The organism is Rhizobium hidalgonense (genome assembly GCF_002914525.1).
GTDB lineage: Bacteria > Pseudomonadota > Alphaproteobacteria > Rhizobiales > Rhizobiaceae > Rhizobium > Rhizobium hidalgonense.
The window spans coordinates 100,186-117,544 of sequence record NZ_LODW01000043.1; the positions used below are offsets into that span (position 1 = coordinate 100,186).

The window sequence follows — 17,359 nt, forward strand, 5'->3', positions numbered from 1 at the left end:
CGCCGATCCTGCTTAGGCTCGACATCATGGCATCCTGCGATTCATAGCAGCATTATGCCGATCCGGTCTTGCCGCGTTTGTCTGCAGGGAACATACCTAGGCCCCACAAAGCAGTATTTCCAACGGATGTCGGATTAGAGGAGCCCATGAAATGGATCTGCAGCTCACTGGCAAAAAGGCATTGGTAACCGGCTCGACTCGGGGGATTGGGCTTGCCATCGCTGAGCGTCTTGCGTTGGAGGGAGCCGACGTCGCGATTTGTGCCCGCAGCGGCGACGCCGTTGATGACGTGGTCAAGGCACTAGAATGCAAGGGAGGCAAGGCCTGGGGCCGATCCGTCGACGTCAAAGACCCCGCCGCACTTCGGAGCTGGGTTGAAAACGCTGCGGCGGCGCTTGGCGGTGTCGACATTTTGGTGGCAAATGCCAGCGCCCTATCTTTCGGCCTGAGTATCGAGGCGTTCCAGTCGGCCTTCGACGTCGATCTGATCCACACTGTGACGGCAGTTGAGGCGGTTATGCCGTACCTTGAGCGATCACGGGCGGGGAGGATCGTCGCCATTGGCTCGATTGGGGGAGTGGAAGATTCAGAACTTAATGCTTACACAGAGGTGTCCTATGGCGCCATAAAGGCTGCGCTGCACTTTTACATCAAGTCGCTCGCCCGCACCGTCGCACCAAAGGGTATCCGAGCCAATGTCGTCAGCCCCGGTTCGACGTTCTTTGACGGTGGTGCCTGGGATCAAGTCAAGAGCGAGCAACCCGAACATTTTCACAAAGCCGTTGCCATGATCCCGATGGGCCGCATGGCGAGGCCGGAGGAGATCGCCAACGTCGTCGCATTCGCGGCGAGCCCAGCGGCGAGCTATGTCACAGGCGCCAACCTGGTGGTTGACGGCGCCATCACGCGACGCATCTAAGCTAAGTTTCGCGGCCCGCGATCGATCCGCAGTCGGACAATGCGATGCTCGAGCAGCGGGCGGCGATGGCGGGGCTGGATACTGGGGAGTTTTCTGCGCACGGCATACGATCTGGGTACCTGACCGAGGCTGCGAACGCGGCATCCCGCTTCCTGAAGCTATAGAGCATCGCGCCACCGATCGGTCCAACAAGCATCGAGCTAGTAGGACAACGCAACGCGCCGAAGCGGGCGGGCTGCTCGAATGCTTTGAAGATCGCCGTCCATCGCAGATGGGCGACTTGCGATCGTTGCCGTCGTCACCGAACTGAAGACCGAGATTGCGGAGATCACAGAGGAGCCGGTCTATGAGAACTGCACGTCCATTTTCATCTTCATACGGCCGACGCATCAGACCAAGTCGTGCACTATCTTAAAGACATTGGTTATCCGCCAGATTCGGTGACGCTGCGAGGTCGCCAGCTAGTCGAGCGGATCGAGAAGGAGCTTGGATCCTTGTGAGCCGCGAGCTCCCACGTCTGGTCGCCCTACCGTTCGGCGGGCTGCTCGGTTGATCGAGAAGCGTCAGCACAATCTCTTTGTCGCAATGGATATCCGGGGAAGGCTCGACGCCATCGTGCAATGTTACGAGGTAGGCGAGGGCGTGGCTCATCATGGTCCAAACACTCTCGTCGCTCGCGCCCAGGCAAAGACCGATCTCAGCGGGTCATTCGCCGATCTAATTGTCAAGGATGTGATCAACGCAGAGTCGCTCGAGTTCTATATGACAAGAGTGGAGGGGCACGCTGCTCAGAAGGCGATCGCGGTCCTGTGTTATTTTTCCCTTCATCCGGAGAGGCACGGCATTGCGATGATCCTCGAAGAGATGTTTGAAGGGGAGCGCATCTGGGACATCTCAGCGGTACCGACACATCTTGTCCCGCCGATGGACGTAGCGTTCTACCTCACTCATCCGAGATTGGCTGGCACCGCAGCCATTATCACAGCCAAGGCGGCAGGGCGGGTCCTGAGGGAGCGAGGCAAGGCCTTATGCCTGGAGGCGAGCTCCGCAGACGGTATAGAGCAGTACCACGTAAGCCTCCACAGTGCGCTGCTCGCGTATCGCGGCGCGCTGGAAGTCTACCAAACGTTAAAGGACCTCGGCAGCGCGTCCCTTCGGTGCTTCAACGAAGCGGTCGAGGACTGCGCCTCCCTCCGGAACATGGGGAAGCCGCTCTGAGGGAGTTGGGCATCCGATATCTCGTTCCGCGATTTGCGACAGAACTGCTCGTTGCTGACGCTCTTCTCGCTGCGGGTCGGGTGACGGATGCCTGGCGCAGACGAGTGACTGCCATCACTGAACGCCTCGAGACCGGCTACGCAAATGCTGTTCATACAGTGACCGGAACTACCTGCATTTCAGCTACGGGATCCTGGAGATGTACTGTCGTAGACTGGGGAGGGAGGCGGGTGCTGCGCGTTGGCAAACTGCGGCTTTCGCTTGGGCTGCTGGTTGCCTCTATATTCAGCCGTGGGGCATCCGCCGCGTGACGGTCTCGAAGGCTTCCGAGCATGCCGGAAAGACGTTCCGCTTATATAGACTTCGATAGTACATACTCTGGGATGGTGAAAAGTTCTCAGCTGAGAACTTTGCCGTAAAATCGCGAAGCGCGCGTGCTGCTTGCGTTCGCGGGCTGCAGACCGACAGAACTTCTTGTTGGGAAGAGTGCAGGCAATGGCCTCCGGCCTTTGATCGAGTTGCGATTCCTGCGACAGTCGCGTCTCGAAGGCGCGCGACGATTCTGCCCTCTCTGGCCGGTAGTGCGGAGTGCAGGGGCCTGGGATCGGTCAACCAAGGCCGTCAATGCGGAGAGGTTTCGCTTGCGGTGTCTGTAAGCTTGGAAGGCACGGGCAAAAAGTTCTCAGCTGAGAACTTTCGCCTGAATGGTACCTCATCTACGGCAACGACGGCGCGTAGAAGGGCTAGAGAACGGGGTGGCCAAAGGCGCGAGATAGGGTCCTGCGGCATGAACAAACCCGTGCGCCGCCTGTCGAGTGAGGGGTTCTATTGGAGCGAGATCAAGCGTAAAATCCACCAGCGAGTCTAAGGGCCGTATCAAGCGGTTGCTGTTAACGTTTGATTAACCTAATTTTTCTTGACCGCCAAACAGACTCAGCGCAATTTACGCTCAATCGTCGATTTGAAGAGAATGAGCGTTTATGATGCAGAGCAGCGCAAAACCACTATCGGTGCGTGACACGAGTGTCCGATCGCTTACGCGACTCGTGGAAGCCGATGCGGAACTTCTCAGTGCGCAGTTGCAGACATTGCGGGCACGCGCATTCCCACCCTCCGCACAGAAAGTGCTGCGCAAATTTATGGCTGGCGAGGCCGCCAAACTGATTGGCATCAGCGATGCCTATTTGCGGCACCTTTCGCTAGAAGGCGTCATTCCTGAAGCAGAGAAAAACGGTGCTGGCCGGCGTCTCTATTCGCTCGAGCAAATTCACGAGATCCGCCGACATCTGGCGACATCCAAAAAGGGCTATTCCCCGGAACGCAAGGAAGGCGAAGCTCTGCAGGTTATTGCCGTAACCAACTTCAAGGGCGGTTCGGGCAAAACCACGACTGCGGCTCATTTAGCGCAGTATTTTGCGCTGCGGGGATATCGGACCCTTGCCGTCGATCTTGATCCACAGGCTTCGCTGTCTGCGTTGTTCGGCATCCAGCCTGAGTTTGACCTCGGCCCCAACGAAACGCTCTACGGAGCAATCCGTTACGACGATCAACAGGTGCCACTCAGTCAGATCATTCAGAAGACCTATTTCGCCGGTCTCGATATCGTCCCGGGCAACCTCGAACTCCAGGAGTTCGAGCACGATACCCCTCGTGTTCTTGCCGAACGTGGGCGCGCACAGGACCGCATGTTCTTTGCCCGCGTCGGCGGCGCGCTCCAGTCGGTGGAGGAAAACTATGATGTTGTCATCTTGGATTGCCCGCCGTCCCTCGGGTATCTCACTCTCTCGGCCGTTTGCGCAGCGCGTAGCGTGCTTGTGACGATCCACCCCCAGATGCTCGACGTCGCCTCGATGTCGCAGTTCCTCCATATGACGGCCGGCCTGTTCGACGTCGTGGAAAGGGCAGGGGGCAATGCGGACTATGATTTCTTCCGGTATGTGGTCACGCGCTATGAGCCAAGCGACGGTCCCCAGGGGCAGATTGTTGGGCTGTTGAAAAGCCTGTTCGGCGAGAGAGTTCTGACAAACACGCTCCTGAAGTCGGCTGCGATCTCGGACGCAGGCCTGACGAAACAGACGCTTTACGAGGTCGGCAGGGAGAATTTCCACCGCTCAACCTATGACCGAGCAATGGAGGCACTCGACAATGTCAACGGTGAAATCGAAGACCTGGTCAAAGGCGCGTGGGGGAGACCCGTATGAACAAGCGACGTGACGCGATGCGTGACATGCTGGCGCCGATCACCGGTGGACCAGATGAAGTGCCTCGGCAGTTAAAGCCGGTAGTGCAGTCTGGCGCTCTGCGATCGATGAACGCTGCGTTCGAAAGCCTTACCCAGGACGCTGAGGCAGCGGAAGAGTTGCGTGCGCAGATCGCCGCCGGCGCGTCGATAGTCGAAATTGACCCGAGCGATATTGACGCCTCGTTCATCAAAGACCGCCTCGATGCCTTTGATACGGAGGATTTCGAGATCTTGCAGGAAAGCCTTGCATCGCATGGACAGATCTTGCCTGTGCTTGTCCGGCGCCATCCGCAGAAGCCCAGCACGTACCAGCTCGCTTTCGGCCACCGGCGCGTTGAGGCGCTGCGCAGACTGGGCATGAAGGTAAAGGCCGTCGTCAGGGACATGGGCGACGATGATCTGATCATCGCTCAAGGCAAAGAGAACCTCGAGCGAAAGGACCTCTCGTTCATCGAGCGAGCTTTGTTTGCTAAACGCCTTGAGGAACGCGGCATGAAGCGAGAGGTGATCCTCGCGGCGCTTTCGGTTCACAAAGGCAATTTGTCGACGATGATATCGCTGACGCGGCAGGTGCCGGAGGAATTGATCGTTGCGATCGGCGCCGCCCCGAAGATCGGCCGGCCGCGTTGGGAGCAGCTCGCGAACTACCTCGCTTCGAACGAAGCGTTTGATTGGCGAACGGTCATCAAAGACAACGGTTTCCGGTCACTGGGGAGCGATGAGCGCTTCGAACATGTCGCTGCGGCCGCAGCACCGCCGCGTTCCAGCCAAGCGAATTCTGTGACCGTATCGACCAGACAAGGCGAGCGTATCGCCGAGGTCGAGACCAATGCAAGAAAAACCAAGGTGACGATCAACGAGAAGATGGCGCCGAATTTCGCAGCCTTTCTCGTCGAGCAGTTGCCGGAAATCTATGAAAACTTCCGCGCTAAGCAAAATCGAAACGCGGACTGACAACACGAACCAGGAGCAAAGCGCAGCAAAAGAAAAAGGCCCCCAAACGACCAAGCCGTGGAAGCCTCTCTCGTATTCGTGACAGATCGAGAATCGCATTTCCCCGAATCACAGTCAAGAGTCTTTGGCATCGTTTTGGTGAGCGGATTTCTTTTGCCTGATGAAAGGTGAAAGAAAATGGAGAGTGGACATGTGACGACGCCCTTTGGGCGGCGCTCGATGTCGCTTGGCATGCTCGCAAGCCAGATGACGGCGCGCGAGATAGAACCAGGTGCGTCGATCGACAAGTGGAAACTATATCGCTCGCTGTGCGAGGCGAGGCCGTTGCTCGGTATCACCGACCGGGCGCTTTCTGTTTTGAATGCGCTTCTCAGTTTTTATCCGCACAACGAACTGGCGGAAGATAACGGTCTGATCGTGTTCCCTTCCAATGCACAGCTGTCGCTGAGGGCACATGGCATGGCGGAGCAAACCATCCGTCGGCATCTCGCCGCGCTGATCGAAACCGGCCTTCTCGTGCGCAAGGATAGCGCCAATGGCAAGCGGTATGCACATAAGGGTCGCGGTGGAGAGATTTCCGAGGCTTTCGGATTTTCTCTCGCGCCCTTGCTGGCTCGCGCTGCGGAAATCGAGGGCCTGGCGGCCGAGGTGGTCACCGATCGACTGCGCCTTCAGCGCTTGCGCGAACGCCTGACCGTCTGCCGGCGCGATATCACCAAATTAATCGAGGCGGCCATCGAGGAGGGCGTGGATGGTGATTGGCAGGCTATGATCGCGATGTTGAAGTCCATTTTAGCGCGGTTGACCCGTCAGCCGAGCACCTCCCAGGTCGAGGACGTGCTCGATGAGCTCGACCTTCTCCGCCAGGAAATCCTCAACACATTGGAACCGCAAATAAAAACCACAAAACAAAGCGCCAATGCCCATCAAAATGAGCGGCATATACAGAATTCAAATCCCGACTCTATCTCTGAACTTGAACCCGGCTTCGAAGCGAAGCTGGGCGCAGAGGGAGCGGAAGACCACGATCGTCGTGCCGAGACGGCAGGAGCGGGGCGATCGGATCAGGCACAGCTTCGCGCTGCGGCCGTGACCGTGCCGTCCCTCGCGGCCGACATGAAAGCTCGGGCCGGTTTGAAGTCTTTCCCGCTCGGGCTCGTACTTCAGGCCTGCCCGCAAATCATCGACTATGGCCCGGCGGGAGCTATTTCAAGCTGGCGGGATCTGATGAAAGCGGCGGTGGTCGTGCGAACGATGCTCGGCGTCAGCCCATCCGCATTTGAAGAGGCCTGCTCGATACTGGGGCCGGAGAACGCGGCAACTGTCGTCGCCTGCATCCTGGAAAAAGGTGGTCATGTGAGCTCGGCCGGAGGATATCTTCGCGACCTCACCCGCCGCGCAGAGAGGGACGAATTTGCCATTGGCCCGATGTTGATGGCGCTCGTGCGGTTGAACGGTCCGATGGCTCGCCGGACGGGATGAAACGCCCGTTGGCTTCGAAGGCGAGCCGATAGGTCCCCCGAGCGCAATGCCATGATCGCTGCAAGGCGGGGCCAAACGTCACGATCTTCAAGCATGGGTTTGATGCCGCCCAAGCTCGATGTTGACTCTTGCACTCGCCTGGCCGAAAAACGCCTGCAACGATACGAGGATCAATGATGATCGAAGACGACGTCCCGACACAATCGGATATCACCGAGACCAAAGCTGAGGTCGAGAAGACCAAGGTGACCCGGTCGAGCCCCAAGAAGGCCGCGACCGGCTTGCCAGCAGGGTCCAAGAGAGCGACAAGCCGAAGGTACGCGGCTTGAGCAACTCGGACAAGCTTGAGAAGATCAGGCAGATCGAGGCCGCTGTTGCTGGTGGGGCAACCCTGAAAGATGCCGTGGGTGCGGTCTCGATATCCGACCAGACCTACTACACATGGAAGAAAGCCGTCGCTGCACCAACGTCTGGGACGTCGTCCAGCCCAGTTGCCGTTGACGACGAGCTTGCCGAATTCATTCAGCTCGAGGAAGAAAATCGGCGGCTGCGCAAGCTCCTTGGCGAAAAACTCCGCGCCGAAAACGCAGAACTGCGCAAGCGGCTCGGGATCAACTAAGCAATATCCTTTGAGACGCTGGGCAGCAGGATTTACTGCGCTGCCGCTGTCGACGAAATTGATGAGATATGAAAACACCACAACGCCCCTTCGTCGTCGAATACAAGGCGAACAGGCGGCAAACCCTCACGCGACCTTCTTCCATTTGGGGCAGCCTTGATCTGCGAGCCGTGGCCCGACAGGTCGAGGCCGACGGGATTTTGCCTGATACCGGACATTTAGTTGCGAGGCAGACAGTCGACGACCCAAAACCGGCTGAAACATCCGTCCCGTCGCTGGATCTCCTTGCCGCACCCGAACATAATCCCCAGAAACCTCCTGCTGGCATCCTGCCCGACGGAATTGGCGTGGCGAAACAGGAGCTTTCGTCAGGGGCTGCAACCGAGAAGCCTGTCGCGCCGGCTCCTCGGCATCGGCGCACTCCTGCTGCCTCGAAGCGGACCGCCGTTGCCTCTGTGCAGACTGAGCCTGCCTCGATCCCGGCGATGACACCTGTCGACGACCACCAGGCAAAGCTGCAACCAGACAGCCAGATGGATGACCTTAGTGCGCTCGACGCAGAAAACCGCCGCCTCAAGCGTCTTCTGCTTGCCAAGCTCCGTGACGAAAACCGGGCACTTCAGGCCATGTTGCGCCGGTTCGATACCGAATGATGCAGGCGCGGATGAAGGCAATTTCCTCGCCGTTCGAGTAGGTTCGTCGGAACGCCTCAGGCAGGCTCCTCAATGTCTCCTGTCATGAGACATCACATTCATCCGTGCATCGACCGTTCTTGCGGGCCCGCCACCGATCTGGTTAGAAGGTCCATACGGTCGTCGCCTTTGCCTTGAAGACGGAGGCGGATGGTCGCGTCGCCCGGGGTTTCTTCCGACCATGTTTGATCTTTTGCTGCTTTTCGTGGCCGGCTTCCTCGCCGGCAGTATGAACGCGCTGGCAGGTGGCGTTCCGTCCGTGATCGCGAACGCAACCAGTACCTTCGCTCTCTTTCCAGGAGGCGTGGCAAGCTCCTGGGTCTATCGCGACGGGGTCAGAGACGTCTGCGGTGTCGGGGTCAAGCCGATTGCAATTGCCACCGTGACAGGCGGTGTCACCGGTAGCGTCCTTTTGCTTTTGACGCCCACGACGACATTCGACGTCATGTTGCCCTGGCTCTTGCTCATCGCCACTTCCATGCTCATTCTCGGACCCAAGCTCGGCATTCGGCTGCAACGGGTTAAACGCTCGCAGACCGCGGTTGTCTTGCCGGTCCAGTTGCTGCTTGGCACCTATGGCGGTTATTTCGGCGGAGCGGTGGGACTGATGATGCTCGCCGCGTGGAGCCTGCTTGGCGGCGGTGATATCAAAAGTCTCAATCCGACCCGCATGGTCATGGTGACGGCGGCAAATGCGGTCGCCGTGATCGTCTTTGTGCTCGCCGGGGCGATCGCCTGGCAGCAATGCCTGCCGATGATCGCGGGTGCCTTGGCAGGTGGCTGGAGCGGAGCCCATCTCGGGCGCAGGCTGTCGGCGCCTACTGTCCGGGCTATCACCGTACTGGTTGCCGTCCTGACCACCGTCATTTTCTTCGCGAGAGCCTACCTCTAGTCGGCCGAAGCCTGTCTCAGACGCGACTAAAATAATTGTGGGACCGCGTTTTCGATGCGTCGCAATCCGAAGCATCCGTGGTCGGCCGGAATACGATCCTTCTCCAAGCAGGCAATTCAATGATCTCGCGGCAGAGACAGCGCATGCGTCGTTCACACGAGGCGCCAATTTCCAGAGAGTCCACCGCGGATCTCGGCAATCAGTCGCGTGCGTCACCTGTCGGCGCGGGCTCTCGGCACAGCGCAAGCCTGGCCGTGCCACTCTTGCCCCTGACGGGCTTTGATCCCTGACGCGGTGGCGCTTGCGCCTCTGCCGCCGCAAGGGAAGCTTCGCCGCGGACATAACCATTCCGATCCTGTTTGTAACCGCGCCCTTGCAGCGCCAGGCCTTCGCGCCGGGCAGAGCTGTGGCCCTCTCGTATCGAAAGGCCAGAAACAGGGAGAAGACAATGGACAGGCAGAAGATCGAAGAACTGCGCGAGCGAGTGTCTTGCGGGGCCGTATTGGTGGATGCGGGGTTCGCCCTCGACGCCCGCGAGAGCTCCCGCCGCGCCGTCAAATTCCGCCGGGGCGGCGAGATCGTCATCGTAACCCATGGCGGGGCCGGCTGGTTTGATCCTCTTTCGGATGAAAAGGGAGACGTGTTTTCGCTTGCGGTCTTCCTGGAGAAGATTCCGTTCAAAGCGTCGATCGCGCGTGTCCGCCGGCTCGCAGGGGTGAACCTCATGCCGGCCCCAAGATGGCTCGGCGCACCGCCGGCCCTGCTATCTGTCGAGGATACGTGGGAACGGCGGCCAAGGCTCTTCCGGCTGTCACCGGCCTGGCGTTATCTGCACGATACGCGCGCGCTGCCATGGCAGGTGCTGCGGCGCGTTGCCGAAATGGGCATCGTCCGGCAGGGCCCGCAGGGCAGTGCCTGGTTTGCCCACCACGACGAAGCCGGCACGATATCCGGTTGGGAGGAACGCGGGCCGCAATGGCGCGGCTTTTCCACCGGTGGATCAAAGACCCTGTTTCGCCTCGGCGGAAAGGCTATGACCCGCGTCTGCATCACCGAGGCGGCCATCGATGCGCTCAGTCTCGCCGCCCTTGAGGATATCAGGCCCGACACGCTCTATGCCAGCACCGGGGGAGGGTGGTCGCCATCGACCGTCCGAGCCATCGAAACGATTGCGCCAAAGGCGATGCTGGTTGCCGCCACCGACGCCGACCCGCAAGGAGAGGTCTATGCCGATCGCTTGAGGCAGATCGCTGATCGCGTCGGCGGCGACTTCATCCGGCTGAGACCACACGCGATCGACTGGAACGAGGAGCTGAAGGAAAGGCAACATGAGGAAGACGTGCCGCATACGCGCGCTGCCGGGTCAAGGGTAAAGCTGCGCCCGCCGGACGGCGGCCCCTGACACGGCGCCCGCGAGGCGGCGAGCGGGGAGGGGTGATCAAAGGACAGAAGCGGAGGTCGATGGGCATCCCTTCAGCCACAACCCCGAAGGAGCCGCAGATGTTCGTTTCCCCCGCAATCCGCAAGGTGTTTGAAGGCGTGGCTAGCCGCCACGAGATGTATGCGCTGTTCAACCGGCATGCCCAGGCGCCGTTCGATGATAACAGGATGAATGGCACGCGCTACGTCGGCGAATGGTTTGAGATTTCCGAAGCCGACCACGACCGCATGTTCGAGATACTGCCGCCACTGTTTTATCGCGGCGACATGTTCGCCATGCGCGAATTCCTGGCTGCCAGCGTCACCAGCGTCTTTTTTGCGCTGAGGATCGATGACCGCACCCGCTGGTTTCACGGCTATTGCGACCTGTCCGATCGCCCGTCGCTCGAGCGGATGCGCGCTGAGATCATCGCGCGTGAGTCCCGGCCTGTGCGGGCGATGAGTGACCAAGAAAAACGTGACTATATCTGGAGCACGACCGGTCCCAATTTCCGAGGTTACGCCGACGCTCGCTTTCCGGCCGATCTGCGCAACCGCCAGATCGTACTCGTCTATCGTACTGATCAGGGCAAGATCTGGAAACTGCTCGACGACCTGACCGCCGAGGAGATCGCCGCCAAACTGCCCGTGCAATTCCGGCACATGTCCGAGACCGTCGCTGCCTGACGGCATCCTTCACTTCCAAACCTCCATTATCCGCGTCCTGGCAACACCCGCACCCAACGGCGAGTGTGCCTCGGCGCGCCTACTCACAGGAGTTTTTCCCATGGCGCATGACGATCCCTTCACCATCGACTTGTTCGGCAATACAGCTCTCGCATCCGGTTTTGATCTCGGTGTGCCGGGTTTCGCAGCAGAATTCGGAACCGATATAGATATTGACCCGCACCCCTCGACACCGGCGCCAGCCGCTGCGGTTCGCAAAGAACCCGGGATAAAACTGCAGGCGCGGACGAAGGTCGATTTCCGGCTACAGGGTTCTCGCGGTCTCGCCAACACATGGCGCGAGCGTGCCCGCGACAACATCGCCGCCATCCTGCTGGCCAACGAGATCGACCGTCATGGTCTGCCGGCCCGAGAAGACCAGCAGGCAAGGCTGATCCGGTTTACCAGCTTCGGCGCGTCGGATCTGGCCAACGGCATTTTCCGCCGACCGGGCGAAGATGCCTTTCGCAAAGGCTGGGAAGAACTCGGCGGCAATCTCGAAAGCGCCCTAGCACCAGGTGACTGCGCCTCGCTGGCACGCTGCACCCAATATGCCCACTTCACGCCCGAGTTTATCGTTCGTGCCATCTGGTCAGGCTTGGAGCGCATTGGCTTCAGCGGTGGACGCATCCTGGAGCCTGGGATCGGCACGGGGATGTTTCCAGCTTTGATGCCGGAGGCGCTTTCGAAGGTCAGCCACGTCACGGGCGTCGAGCTCGACCCGGTCACCGCCCGTATCGTCGGGCTGCTGCAGCCACGGGCCAGGATCATGGGAGGCGATTTCGCGCGAACCGATCTGCCTGATCATTTCGATCTGGCGATCGGCAATCCGCCGTTCTCGGATCGGACAGTGAAGAGCGATCCGGCCTTTCGCTCCCTCGGTCTCCGACTGCATGACTACTTCATCGCCAAGGCCATCGACCGGCTAAAGCCGGGCGGTCTTGCCGCCTTCGTCACTTCGTCCGGCACGATGGACAAGGCCGATGCCCGCGCCCGCGAGCACATTGCCGGCATGGCCGACCTTGTGGGAGCAACTCGGTTGCCCGAGGGCAGCTTTCGCGCCGATGCCGGCACAGATGTCGTCGTCGATATCCTGTTCTTCCGCAAGCGGCGCGGCAACGAGCGGGCTGGAGAGGACAGTTGGCTCGATCTTGCGGATGTCCAGGCCGCAGATGAGGGCGGTAGCATCCGCATCAACCGGTGGTTCGCCGAACATCCCGACATGGTTCTCGGACGCCACGCGCTCACGTCAGGTCCTTTCGGCGAGAACTACACCTGCCAGCCGACAGACGACGATCTTGAAACGATCTTGAACGCGACCATCCAACGGCTTCCTGCCGACATCTATGACGGAGAGCCCTCGACCATCGATTTCGAGCTCGAGGATGAGGTGGCGGACGCCATGGCAGAGCGGCCCGACGATCCAAAGGTGCGCGAAGGGAGTTATTTCATTGGCAAGGCGACGGCCTTGATGCAGGTGGTGGACGGGGCCGCAGTTCCGGTTATTGTCCGAACGGGCAAGAGCACCGACGGCATCTTTGCCAAGCACGCCCTGATTATCCGCAAGCTCATCCCGATTCGCGATGCTGTGCGGCTCATTCTCAAGCTTCAGGAGCGCGACCAGCCCTGGCAAAAGGCACAGGTCTCATTGCGCATCGCCTGGTCGAACTTCGTGCGCGAGTTCGGCCCGATCAACTTCACCTCCGTCTCGACATCGGAGGATCCGGAAACCGGCGAGGTCAGGGAAGTCCATCGCCGGCCGAACCTTGCCCCGTTTCTCGACGATCCCGATTGCTGGCTGGTGGCCTCGATCGAGGACTACGATCTGGAGACCAACACCGCCAAGCCCGGGCCGATCTTCAGCGAGCGGGTGATCGCGCCGCCGCCGGCACCCGTCATCACCTCCGCATCGGACGCCCTCGCGGTGGTTTTGAACGAACGGGGGCACGTCGATCCGGATCATATCGCCGAGTTGCTACATCGTGACGTGGAGGATGTGATCGAGGAGTTGGGCGAAGCGATATTTCGCGATCCAGCCGATGGTTCCTGGCACACGGCTGACGCCTATCTGTCCGGCGCTGTCCGTTCGAAGCTCGTGGCCGCACGGGCGGCCGCAGACCTCGATCCCGCATTCGCGCGCAATGTCGCAGCACTTGAGCGCGTGCAGCCTGCCGATCTCAGGCCTTCCGACATAACCGCGCGCCTCGGCGCGCCATGGATACCGGCCGGTGATGTCGTCGCCTTCGTGAAACAGACCATGGACGCCGATATCTCCATCCACCATCTGCCGGAACTGGCGACCTGGACCGTCAATTCCCGGCAGCTGGAGTGGTCGGCATCAGGCACAACGGAATGGGGCACCCGTCGCCGCCATGCCGGTCAGCTTCTCTCCGACGCCCTGAACTCCTCGGTGCCTCAGATCTTCGATACGTTCCGCGACGGCGATACCGAGCGGCGCGTGCTCAATACGGTGGAGACGGAAGCCGCCAAGGAAAAGCTCGCCAAGATCAAGACGGCCTTCCAGTCGTGGCTCTGGTCGGATCCGGATCGCACCGACCGCCTGGCGCGGGTCTATAACGACACATTTAACAATAACGCGCCGCGTGCCTTCAACGGCGATCATCTCCAGCTTCCGGGCGCCTCTGGCGCCTTTTCTTTGTATGGTCATCAGAAGCGCGGCATCTGGAGGATCATTTCGGCGGGAGCTACCTATCTCGCCCATGCCGTCGGGGCCGGAAAGACGCTGACCATGGCCGCCGCCATCATGGAACAGCGCAGGCTCGGCCTGATCAACAAGGCGATGCTCGCCGTGCCTGGCCATTGCCTTGCGCAGGCCGCCCGCGAATTCCTGGCGCTCTATCCGAATGCCCGCATCCTGGTCGCCGACGAGACCAATTTCGTCAAGGACAAGCGCCACCGCTTCCTTTCACGGGCGGCGACCGCAAACTGGGATGCCATCATCATCACCCACTCGGCGTTCCGCTTCATCGCGGTGCCGTCCTCCTTCGAGGCGCAGATGATCCAGGATGAGCTTGGGCTTTACGAGGAGCTGCTGACCAAGGTCGAGCGCGACGATCGGATATCGCGCAAGCGGATCGAGCGTATGAAGGAGGGCCACAAGGAACGGCTGGAGGCGCTCTCCACCCGCAAGGACGACCTCTTGACGATCTCCGAGCTCGGCATCGACCAGATCATCGTCGACGAGGCGCAGGAATTCCGCAAACTGTCCTTTGCCACAAACATGTCGACGTTGCGCGGCGTCGATCCGAACGGCTCGCAGCGCGCCTGGGATCTGTTCGTCAAATCCCGCTTCATCGAGACGAAAAACCCGGGCAGGGCGCTGGTGCTGGCATCGGGCACGCCGATCACCAACACGCTTGGCGAGATGTTCTCGGTGCAGCGACTGATGGATCCGGCGGCCCTTGCCGAGCGCGGACTGCACGAATTCGACGCCTGGGCCTCGACCTTCGGCGATACCTCGACGGAACTCGAGCTGCAGCCATCCGGCAAATACAAGCCGGTCACCCGCTTCAGCCAGTTCGTCAACGTGCCGGAACTCATCGCCATGTTCCGCTCGTTCGCCGACGTCGTGCTGCCGGTGGATTTGAGGACCTATGTCAAGGTGCCCGAGATAGCGGGTGGCAAGCGCCAGATCGTCACCGCCGAGCCGACGCCGGCTTTCAAGTCCTACCAGAAACAGCTCGACGCGCGGATCAAGGCGATCGAGATGCGCGACGGTCCGGCCAAGCCCGGCGACGATATTCTGCTGTCGGTTATCACCGACGGCCGCCATGCTGCGATCGATTTGCGCCTGGTCGATCAAGCCATGGGCAATGAGTCAGCCAACAAACTGAATGCGCTTGTCGCTAATACCCATCGGATCTGGCAGGAAACCGGACAGGCGGAATATCGCCGTAAGGACGGCAAGCCGTTCGACCGGCCGGGCGCGGGGCAGCTGATCTTTTCCGATCTCGGCACCATCTCGGTCGAGGCCACGCGCGGCTTCTCGGCCTATCGCTGGATCCGCGGTGAGCTCGTCCGCCTTGGTGTGCCGGCTTCCGAAATCGCCTTCATGCAGGATTACAAGAAGTCCGAGGCCAAGCAGCGGCTGTTCAACGACTTCAATGCCGGCAAGGTGCGCGTGCTGATCGGCTCGTCGGAAACCATGGGCACCGGCGTCAATGTTCAGGCGCGGCTTAAGGCCCTGCATCACCTCGATGTCCCGTGGCTCCCGTCGCAGATCGAGCAGCGTGAGGGCCGCATCATCCGCCAGGGCAATCAGCATGACGAAGTCGATGTCTTCGCTTATGCGACGCTTGGCAGTCTCGATGCCACCATGTGGCAGAACAACGAACGCAAGGCGCGCTTCATCGCGGCGGCTCTCTCCGGCGACACCAGTGTGCGGCGGCTTGAGGATATGGGCGAGGGGCAGGCAAACCAGTTCGCCATGGCCAAGGCGATCGCCTCTGGCGACGAGCGGCTGATGCAGAAGGCCGGGCTGGAGGCCGAGATCGCACGTCTCGACCGGCTGCGGGCCGCCCATATCGATGACCAGCACGCCGTCCGTCGGCAGATACGCGACGCAGAACGGGATATCGAGTTTTCCAGCCACCGGATCGAAGATGTGAGCAAGGACATCGAGCGCCTGATCCCGACCACGGGTGACGCGTTCACAATGCACGTCGGAAATGACACATTCGTTGAGCGCAAGCTCGCCGGCCGCGCGCTGATGAAGGAGATCCTGACGCTGGTTCAGCTTCAGCAGGAGGGTGAAGCCATCAATGGCACGATCGGCGGTTTCGATCTCGCATACCATGGTGAACGGTTCGGCAAGGATGGCTACCGTTATGAGACCCTGCTTCACCGCACAGGTGGCGGTTACGTGATCGACCTGGCCGTCACCACGACACCGATTGGCGCGATCTCCAGGATCGAACACGCGCTGGATGGGTTCGAACACGAGCGCGAGAGCCACCATCATCGGCTGGCCGAAGCGAGACGCCGTCTCGGCTCTTACGCGCCGCGTCTGGGTGAAAGCTTCTCATTCGAAGCCGAGCTTGCCCTCAAATGTGATCTGCTTGCCGAAATCGAAAAAGAACTCGCCGCCACCGACGAGGGCAGGGAGGAAGTTCCGAGGCAAGTGGCGTAACCTAGCGACCGGCATCCATGACGCTGCGCAGGGCCGCATTGATGCGGTCCTGCCAGCCCGGGCCGTCCTCCTGGAAGAAGGCGAGAACGTCCGAGTCGATCCGGATCGAAACTGTTTCCCGGCCAGTGGGGACCACTGACCTCTCCGGCGCCGGCGGGGCGGCCTTCTTTGCCGGCCAACGATGCCGGGGCGTCGCGGCCACTCTCCGTGGTCAGCGCTTTTTGCGCCCCGCCTGTGGCTTGGCGCGGACGCGCATTGGCTTGCCCTCGGCCTGCTCGAGCTCGAACGAACCGGTCTTTCTGACGAGATCGCTTAGTTTCCGGAAACCGTAGGTGCGGGGGTCGAAGTCGGAGGCGAGGTTAGCCAACTGATTGCCGACGAGGCCGAGTGGCACCCATCCGTCCTCACTTTCCATCTGGGCGATCACCCGTTTTATGATCGCAGCCGCCGCCACCGGTTCCTGCAGCGGCACGGGCGCAGCGGCCGCTTCCGCACCGTTCGTGGCGGCAGGTGCGATCAGGTTTTCGGTATAGATGAAACGACGGCAGGCCTGGCGAAAACTCTCCGGCGTCTTCTGCTCGCCAAAGCCGAAGACATCGACACCCTGTTCGCGGATCCGCGACGCCAGCCGCGTGAAATCGCTGTCTGAAGATACAAGACAAAACCCGTCGAAACGGCCGCTGTGCAGTAGGTCCATCGCGTCAATCACCAGCGTGATATCCGACGCGTTCTTGCCCGTCGTGTAGGCGAACTGCTGCTGCGGGATGATGGCGTGACGAGAAAGCACCTCCGTCCAGGCCTTCATGCGGGCATTGGCGAAGTCGCCGTAGATGCGCCGCACGCTTGCCTCGCCGATCTTGGCGATCTCCTCGAAAAGCCCGTCGGCAATCTTTGCGGAGGCGTTGTCCGCGTCGATCAGCACCGCTAGCCGCGGCGACCGGCTCTCTGGCATGGCTGTTCCTCCCTGTGTGGTCCGCCAGCACCTTCAGGCAAGCGCTGCGGTTTCGCAAGCCGTCCCTACGGCGCCAGGACGCTTAGGGAATGGAA

The 17,359-nt window shown here is 60.6% G+C and carries 13 protein-coding genes and 1 pseudogene; 12 read left to right on the forward strand and 2 right to left on the reverse strand.

From position 1 onward, the window contains the following. Positions 1-151 precede the first annotated feature (151 nt). From ATY29_RS05965 to ATY29_RS06020, 12 genes and pseudogenes are all read left to right on the forward strand, one after another. Positions 152-919, forward strand: a complete 768-nt coding sequence (locus tag ATY29_RS05965; RefSeq protein WP_077991676.1) for an SDR family NAD(P)-dependent oxidoreductase — start codon at positions 152-154, stop codon at positions 917-919. 5 nt (positions 920-924) lie between these two features. Next, positions 925-1,123 (forward strand): annotated as a pseudogene (locus tag ATY29_RS37485) (integrase); the annotation flags it as partial. Positions 1,124-1,468: 345 nt separating this feature from the next. Then, positions 1,469-2,137: a hypothetical protein gene (locus ATY29_RS05975; protein WP_103671196.1), complete on the forward strand. Its 669-nt coding sequence runs from the start codon at positions 1,469-1,471 to the stop codon at positions 2,135-2,137. 983 nt (positions 2,138-3,120) lie between these two features. Beyond that, positions 3,121-4,338 carry a plasmid partitioning protein RepA gene (gene repA / locus ATY29_RS05980; RefSeq protein WP_202973647.1) on the forward strand — a complete coding sequence of 406 codons (1,218 nt, stop codon included), beginning with the start codon at positions 3,121-3,123 and terminating at the stop codon, positions 4,336-4,338. Beyond that, positions 4,335-5,333: a plasmid partitioning protein RepB gene (repB, locus tag ATY29_RS05985; RefSeq protein ID WP_077991669.1), complete on the forward strand. Its 999-nt coding sequence runs from the start codon at positions 4,335-4,337 to the stop codon at positions 5,331-5,333. The genes repA and repB overlap by 4 nt, the downstream gene beginning before the upstream one ends. A 177-nt stretch (positions 5,334-5,510) precedes the next feature. Continuing rightward, positions 5,511-6,815 carry a plasmid replication protein RepC gene (gene repC / locus ATY29_RS05990; RefSeq protein ID WP_077991667.1) on the forward strand — a complete coding sequence of 435 codons (1,305 nt, stop codon included), beginning with the start codon at positions 5,511-5,513 and terminating at the stop codon, positions 6,813-6,815. A gap of 325 nt (positions 6,816-7,140) precedes the next feature. Then, positions 7,141-7,434, forward strand: coding sequence for a transposase (locus tag ATY29_RS05995; RefSeq protein WP_077991665.1), 294 nt, complete (start codon positions 7,141-7,143; stop codon positions 7,432-7,434). Between the two features lie 68 nt (positions 7,435-7,502). Beyond that, a complete protein-coding gene (locus tag ATY29_RS37300; RefSeq protein ID WP_077991663.1) occupies positions 7,503-8,087 on the forward strand; it encodes a hypothetical protein in 585 nt (194 codons plus the stop codon). 220 nt (positions 8,088-8,307) lie between these two features. Beyond that, positions 8,308-9,018, forward strand: a complete 711-nt coding sequence (locus ATY29_RS06005) for a sulfite exporter TauE/SafE family protein (protein WP_077991661.1) — start codon at positions 8,308-8,310, stop codon at positions 9,016-9,018. Between the two features lie 448 nt (positions 9,019-9,466). After that, positions 9,467-10,420, forward strand: coding sequence for a DUF3991 and TOPRIM domain-containing protein (locus ATY29_RS06010; RefSeq protein WP_077991660.1), 954 nt, complete (start codon positions 9,467-9,469; stop codon positions 10,418-10,420). Positions 10,421-10,518: 98 nt separating this feature from the next. After that, positions 10,519-11,124: a DUF1419 domain-containing protein gene (locus ATY29_RS06015; protein WP_077991714.1), complete on the forward strand. Its 606-nt coding sequence runs from the start codon at positions 10,519-10,521 to the stop codon at positions 11,122-11,124. Positions 11,125-11,224: 100 nt separating this feature from the next. Continuing rightward, complete coding sequence (locus ATY29_RS06020) at positions 11,225-16,312, forward strand: helicase-like domain-containing protein (protein WP_077991659.1); 5,088 nt, start codon at positions 11,225-11,227, stop codon at positions 16,310-16,312. 1 nt (position 16,313) lies between these two features. On the opposite strand, the gene ATY29_RS06025 is transcribed toward ATY29_RS06020, so the two are convergent. Both ATY29_RS06025 and ATY29_RS06030 read right to left on the reverse strand, forming a co-directional pair. Then, positions 16,314-16,514: a BrnA antitoxin family protein gene (locus ATY29_RS06025; RefSeq protein ID WP_077991655.1), complete on the reverse strand. Its 201-nt coding sequence runs from the start codon at positions 16,512-16,514 to the stop codon at positions 16,314-16,316. Between the two features lie 9 nt (positions 16,515-16,523). Beyond that, the gene (locus ATY29_RS06030; protein WP_077991652.1) at positions 16,524-17,264 is read right to left on the reverse strand and encodes an NYN domain-containing protein; all 741 of its coding nucleotides are present in this window, start codon (positions 17,262-17,264) and stop codon (positions 16,524-16,526) included. Positions 17,265-17,359 lie beyond the last annotated feature (95 nt).

Excerpts from the sequence above, each read along its gene's own strand:
- repC (WP_077991667.1), top strand. The coding sequence starts at position 5,511 with ATGGAGAGTGGACATGTGACGACGCCCTTTGGGCGGCGCTCGATGTCG.
- ATY29_RS06020 (WP_077991659.1), top strand. The coding sequence starts at position 11,225 with ATGGCGCATGACGATCCCTTCACCATCGACTTGTTCGGCAATACAGCT.
- ATY29_RS06010 (WP_077991660.1), top strand. The coding sequence starts at position 9,467 with ATGGACAGGCAGAAGATCGAAGAACTGCGCGAGCGAGTGTCTTGCGGG.
- repA (WP_202973647.1), top strand. The coding sequence starts at position 3,121 with ATGCAGAGCAGCGCAAAACCACTATCGGTGCGTGACACGAGTGTCCGA.
- ATY29_RS06015 (WP_077991714.1), top strand. The coding sequence starts at position 10,519 with ATGTTCGTTTCCCCCGCAATCCGCAAGGTGTTTGAAGGCGTGGCTAGC.
- ATY29_RS06005 (WP_077991661.1), top strand. The coding sequence starts at position 8,308 with ATGTTTGATCTTTTGCTGCTTTTCGTGGCCGGCTTCCTCGCCGGCAGT.
- repB (WP_077991669.1), top strand. The coding sequence starts at position 4,335 with ATGAACAAGCGACGTGACGCGATGCGTGACATGCTGGCGCCGATCACC.
- ATY29_RS06030 (WP_077991652.1), bottom strand. The coding sequence starts at position 17,264 with ATGCCAGAGAGCCGGTCGCCGCGGCTAGCGGTGCTGATCGACGCGGAC.
- ATY29_RS05965 (WP_077991676.1), top strand. The coding sequence starts at position 152 with ATGGATCTGCAGCTCACTGGCAAAAAGGCATTGGTAACCGGCTCGACT.
- ATY29_RS37300 (WP_077991663.1), top strand. The coding sequence starts at position 7,503 with ATGAAAACACCACAACGCCCCTTCGTCGTCGAATACAAGGCGAACAGG.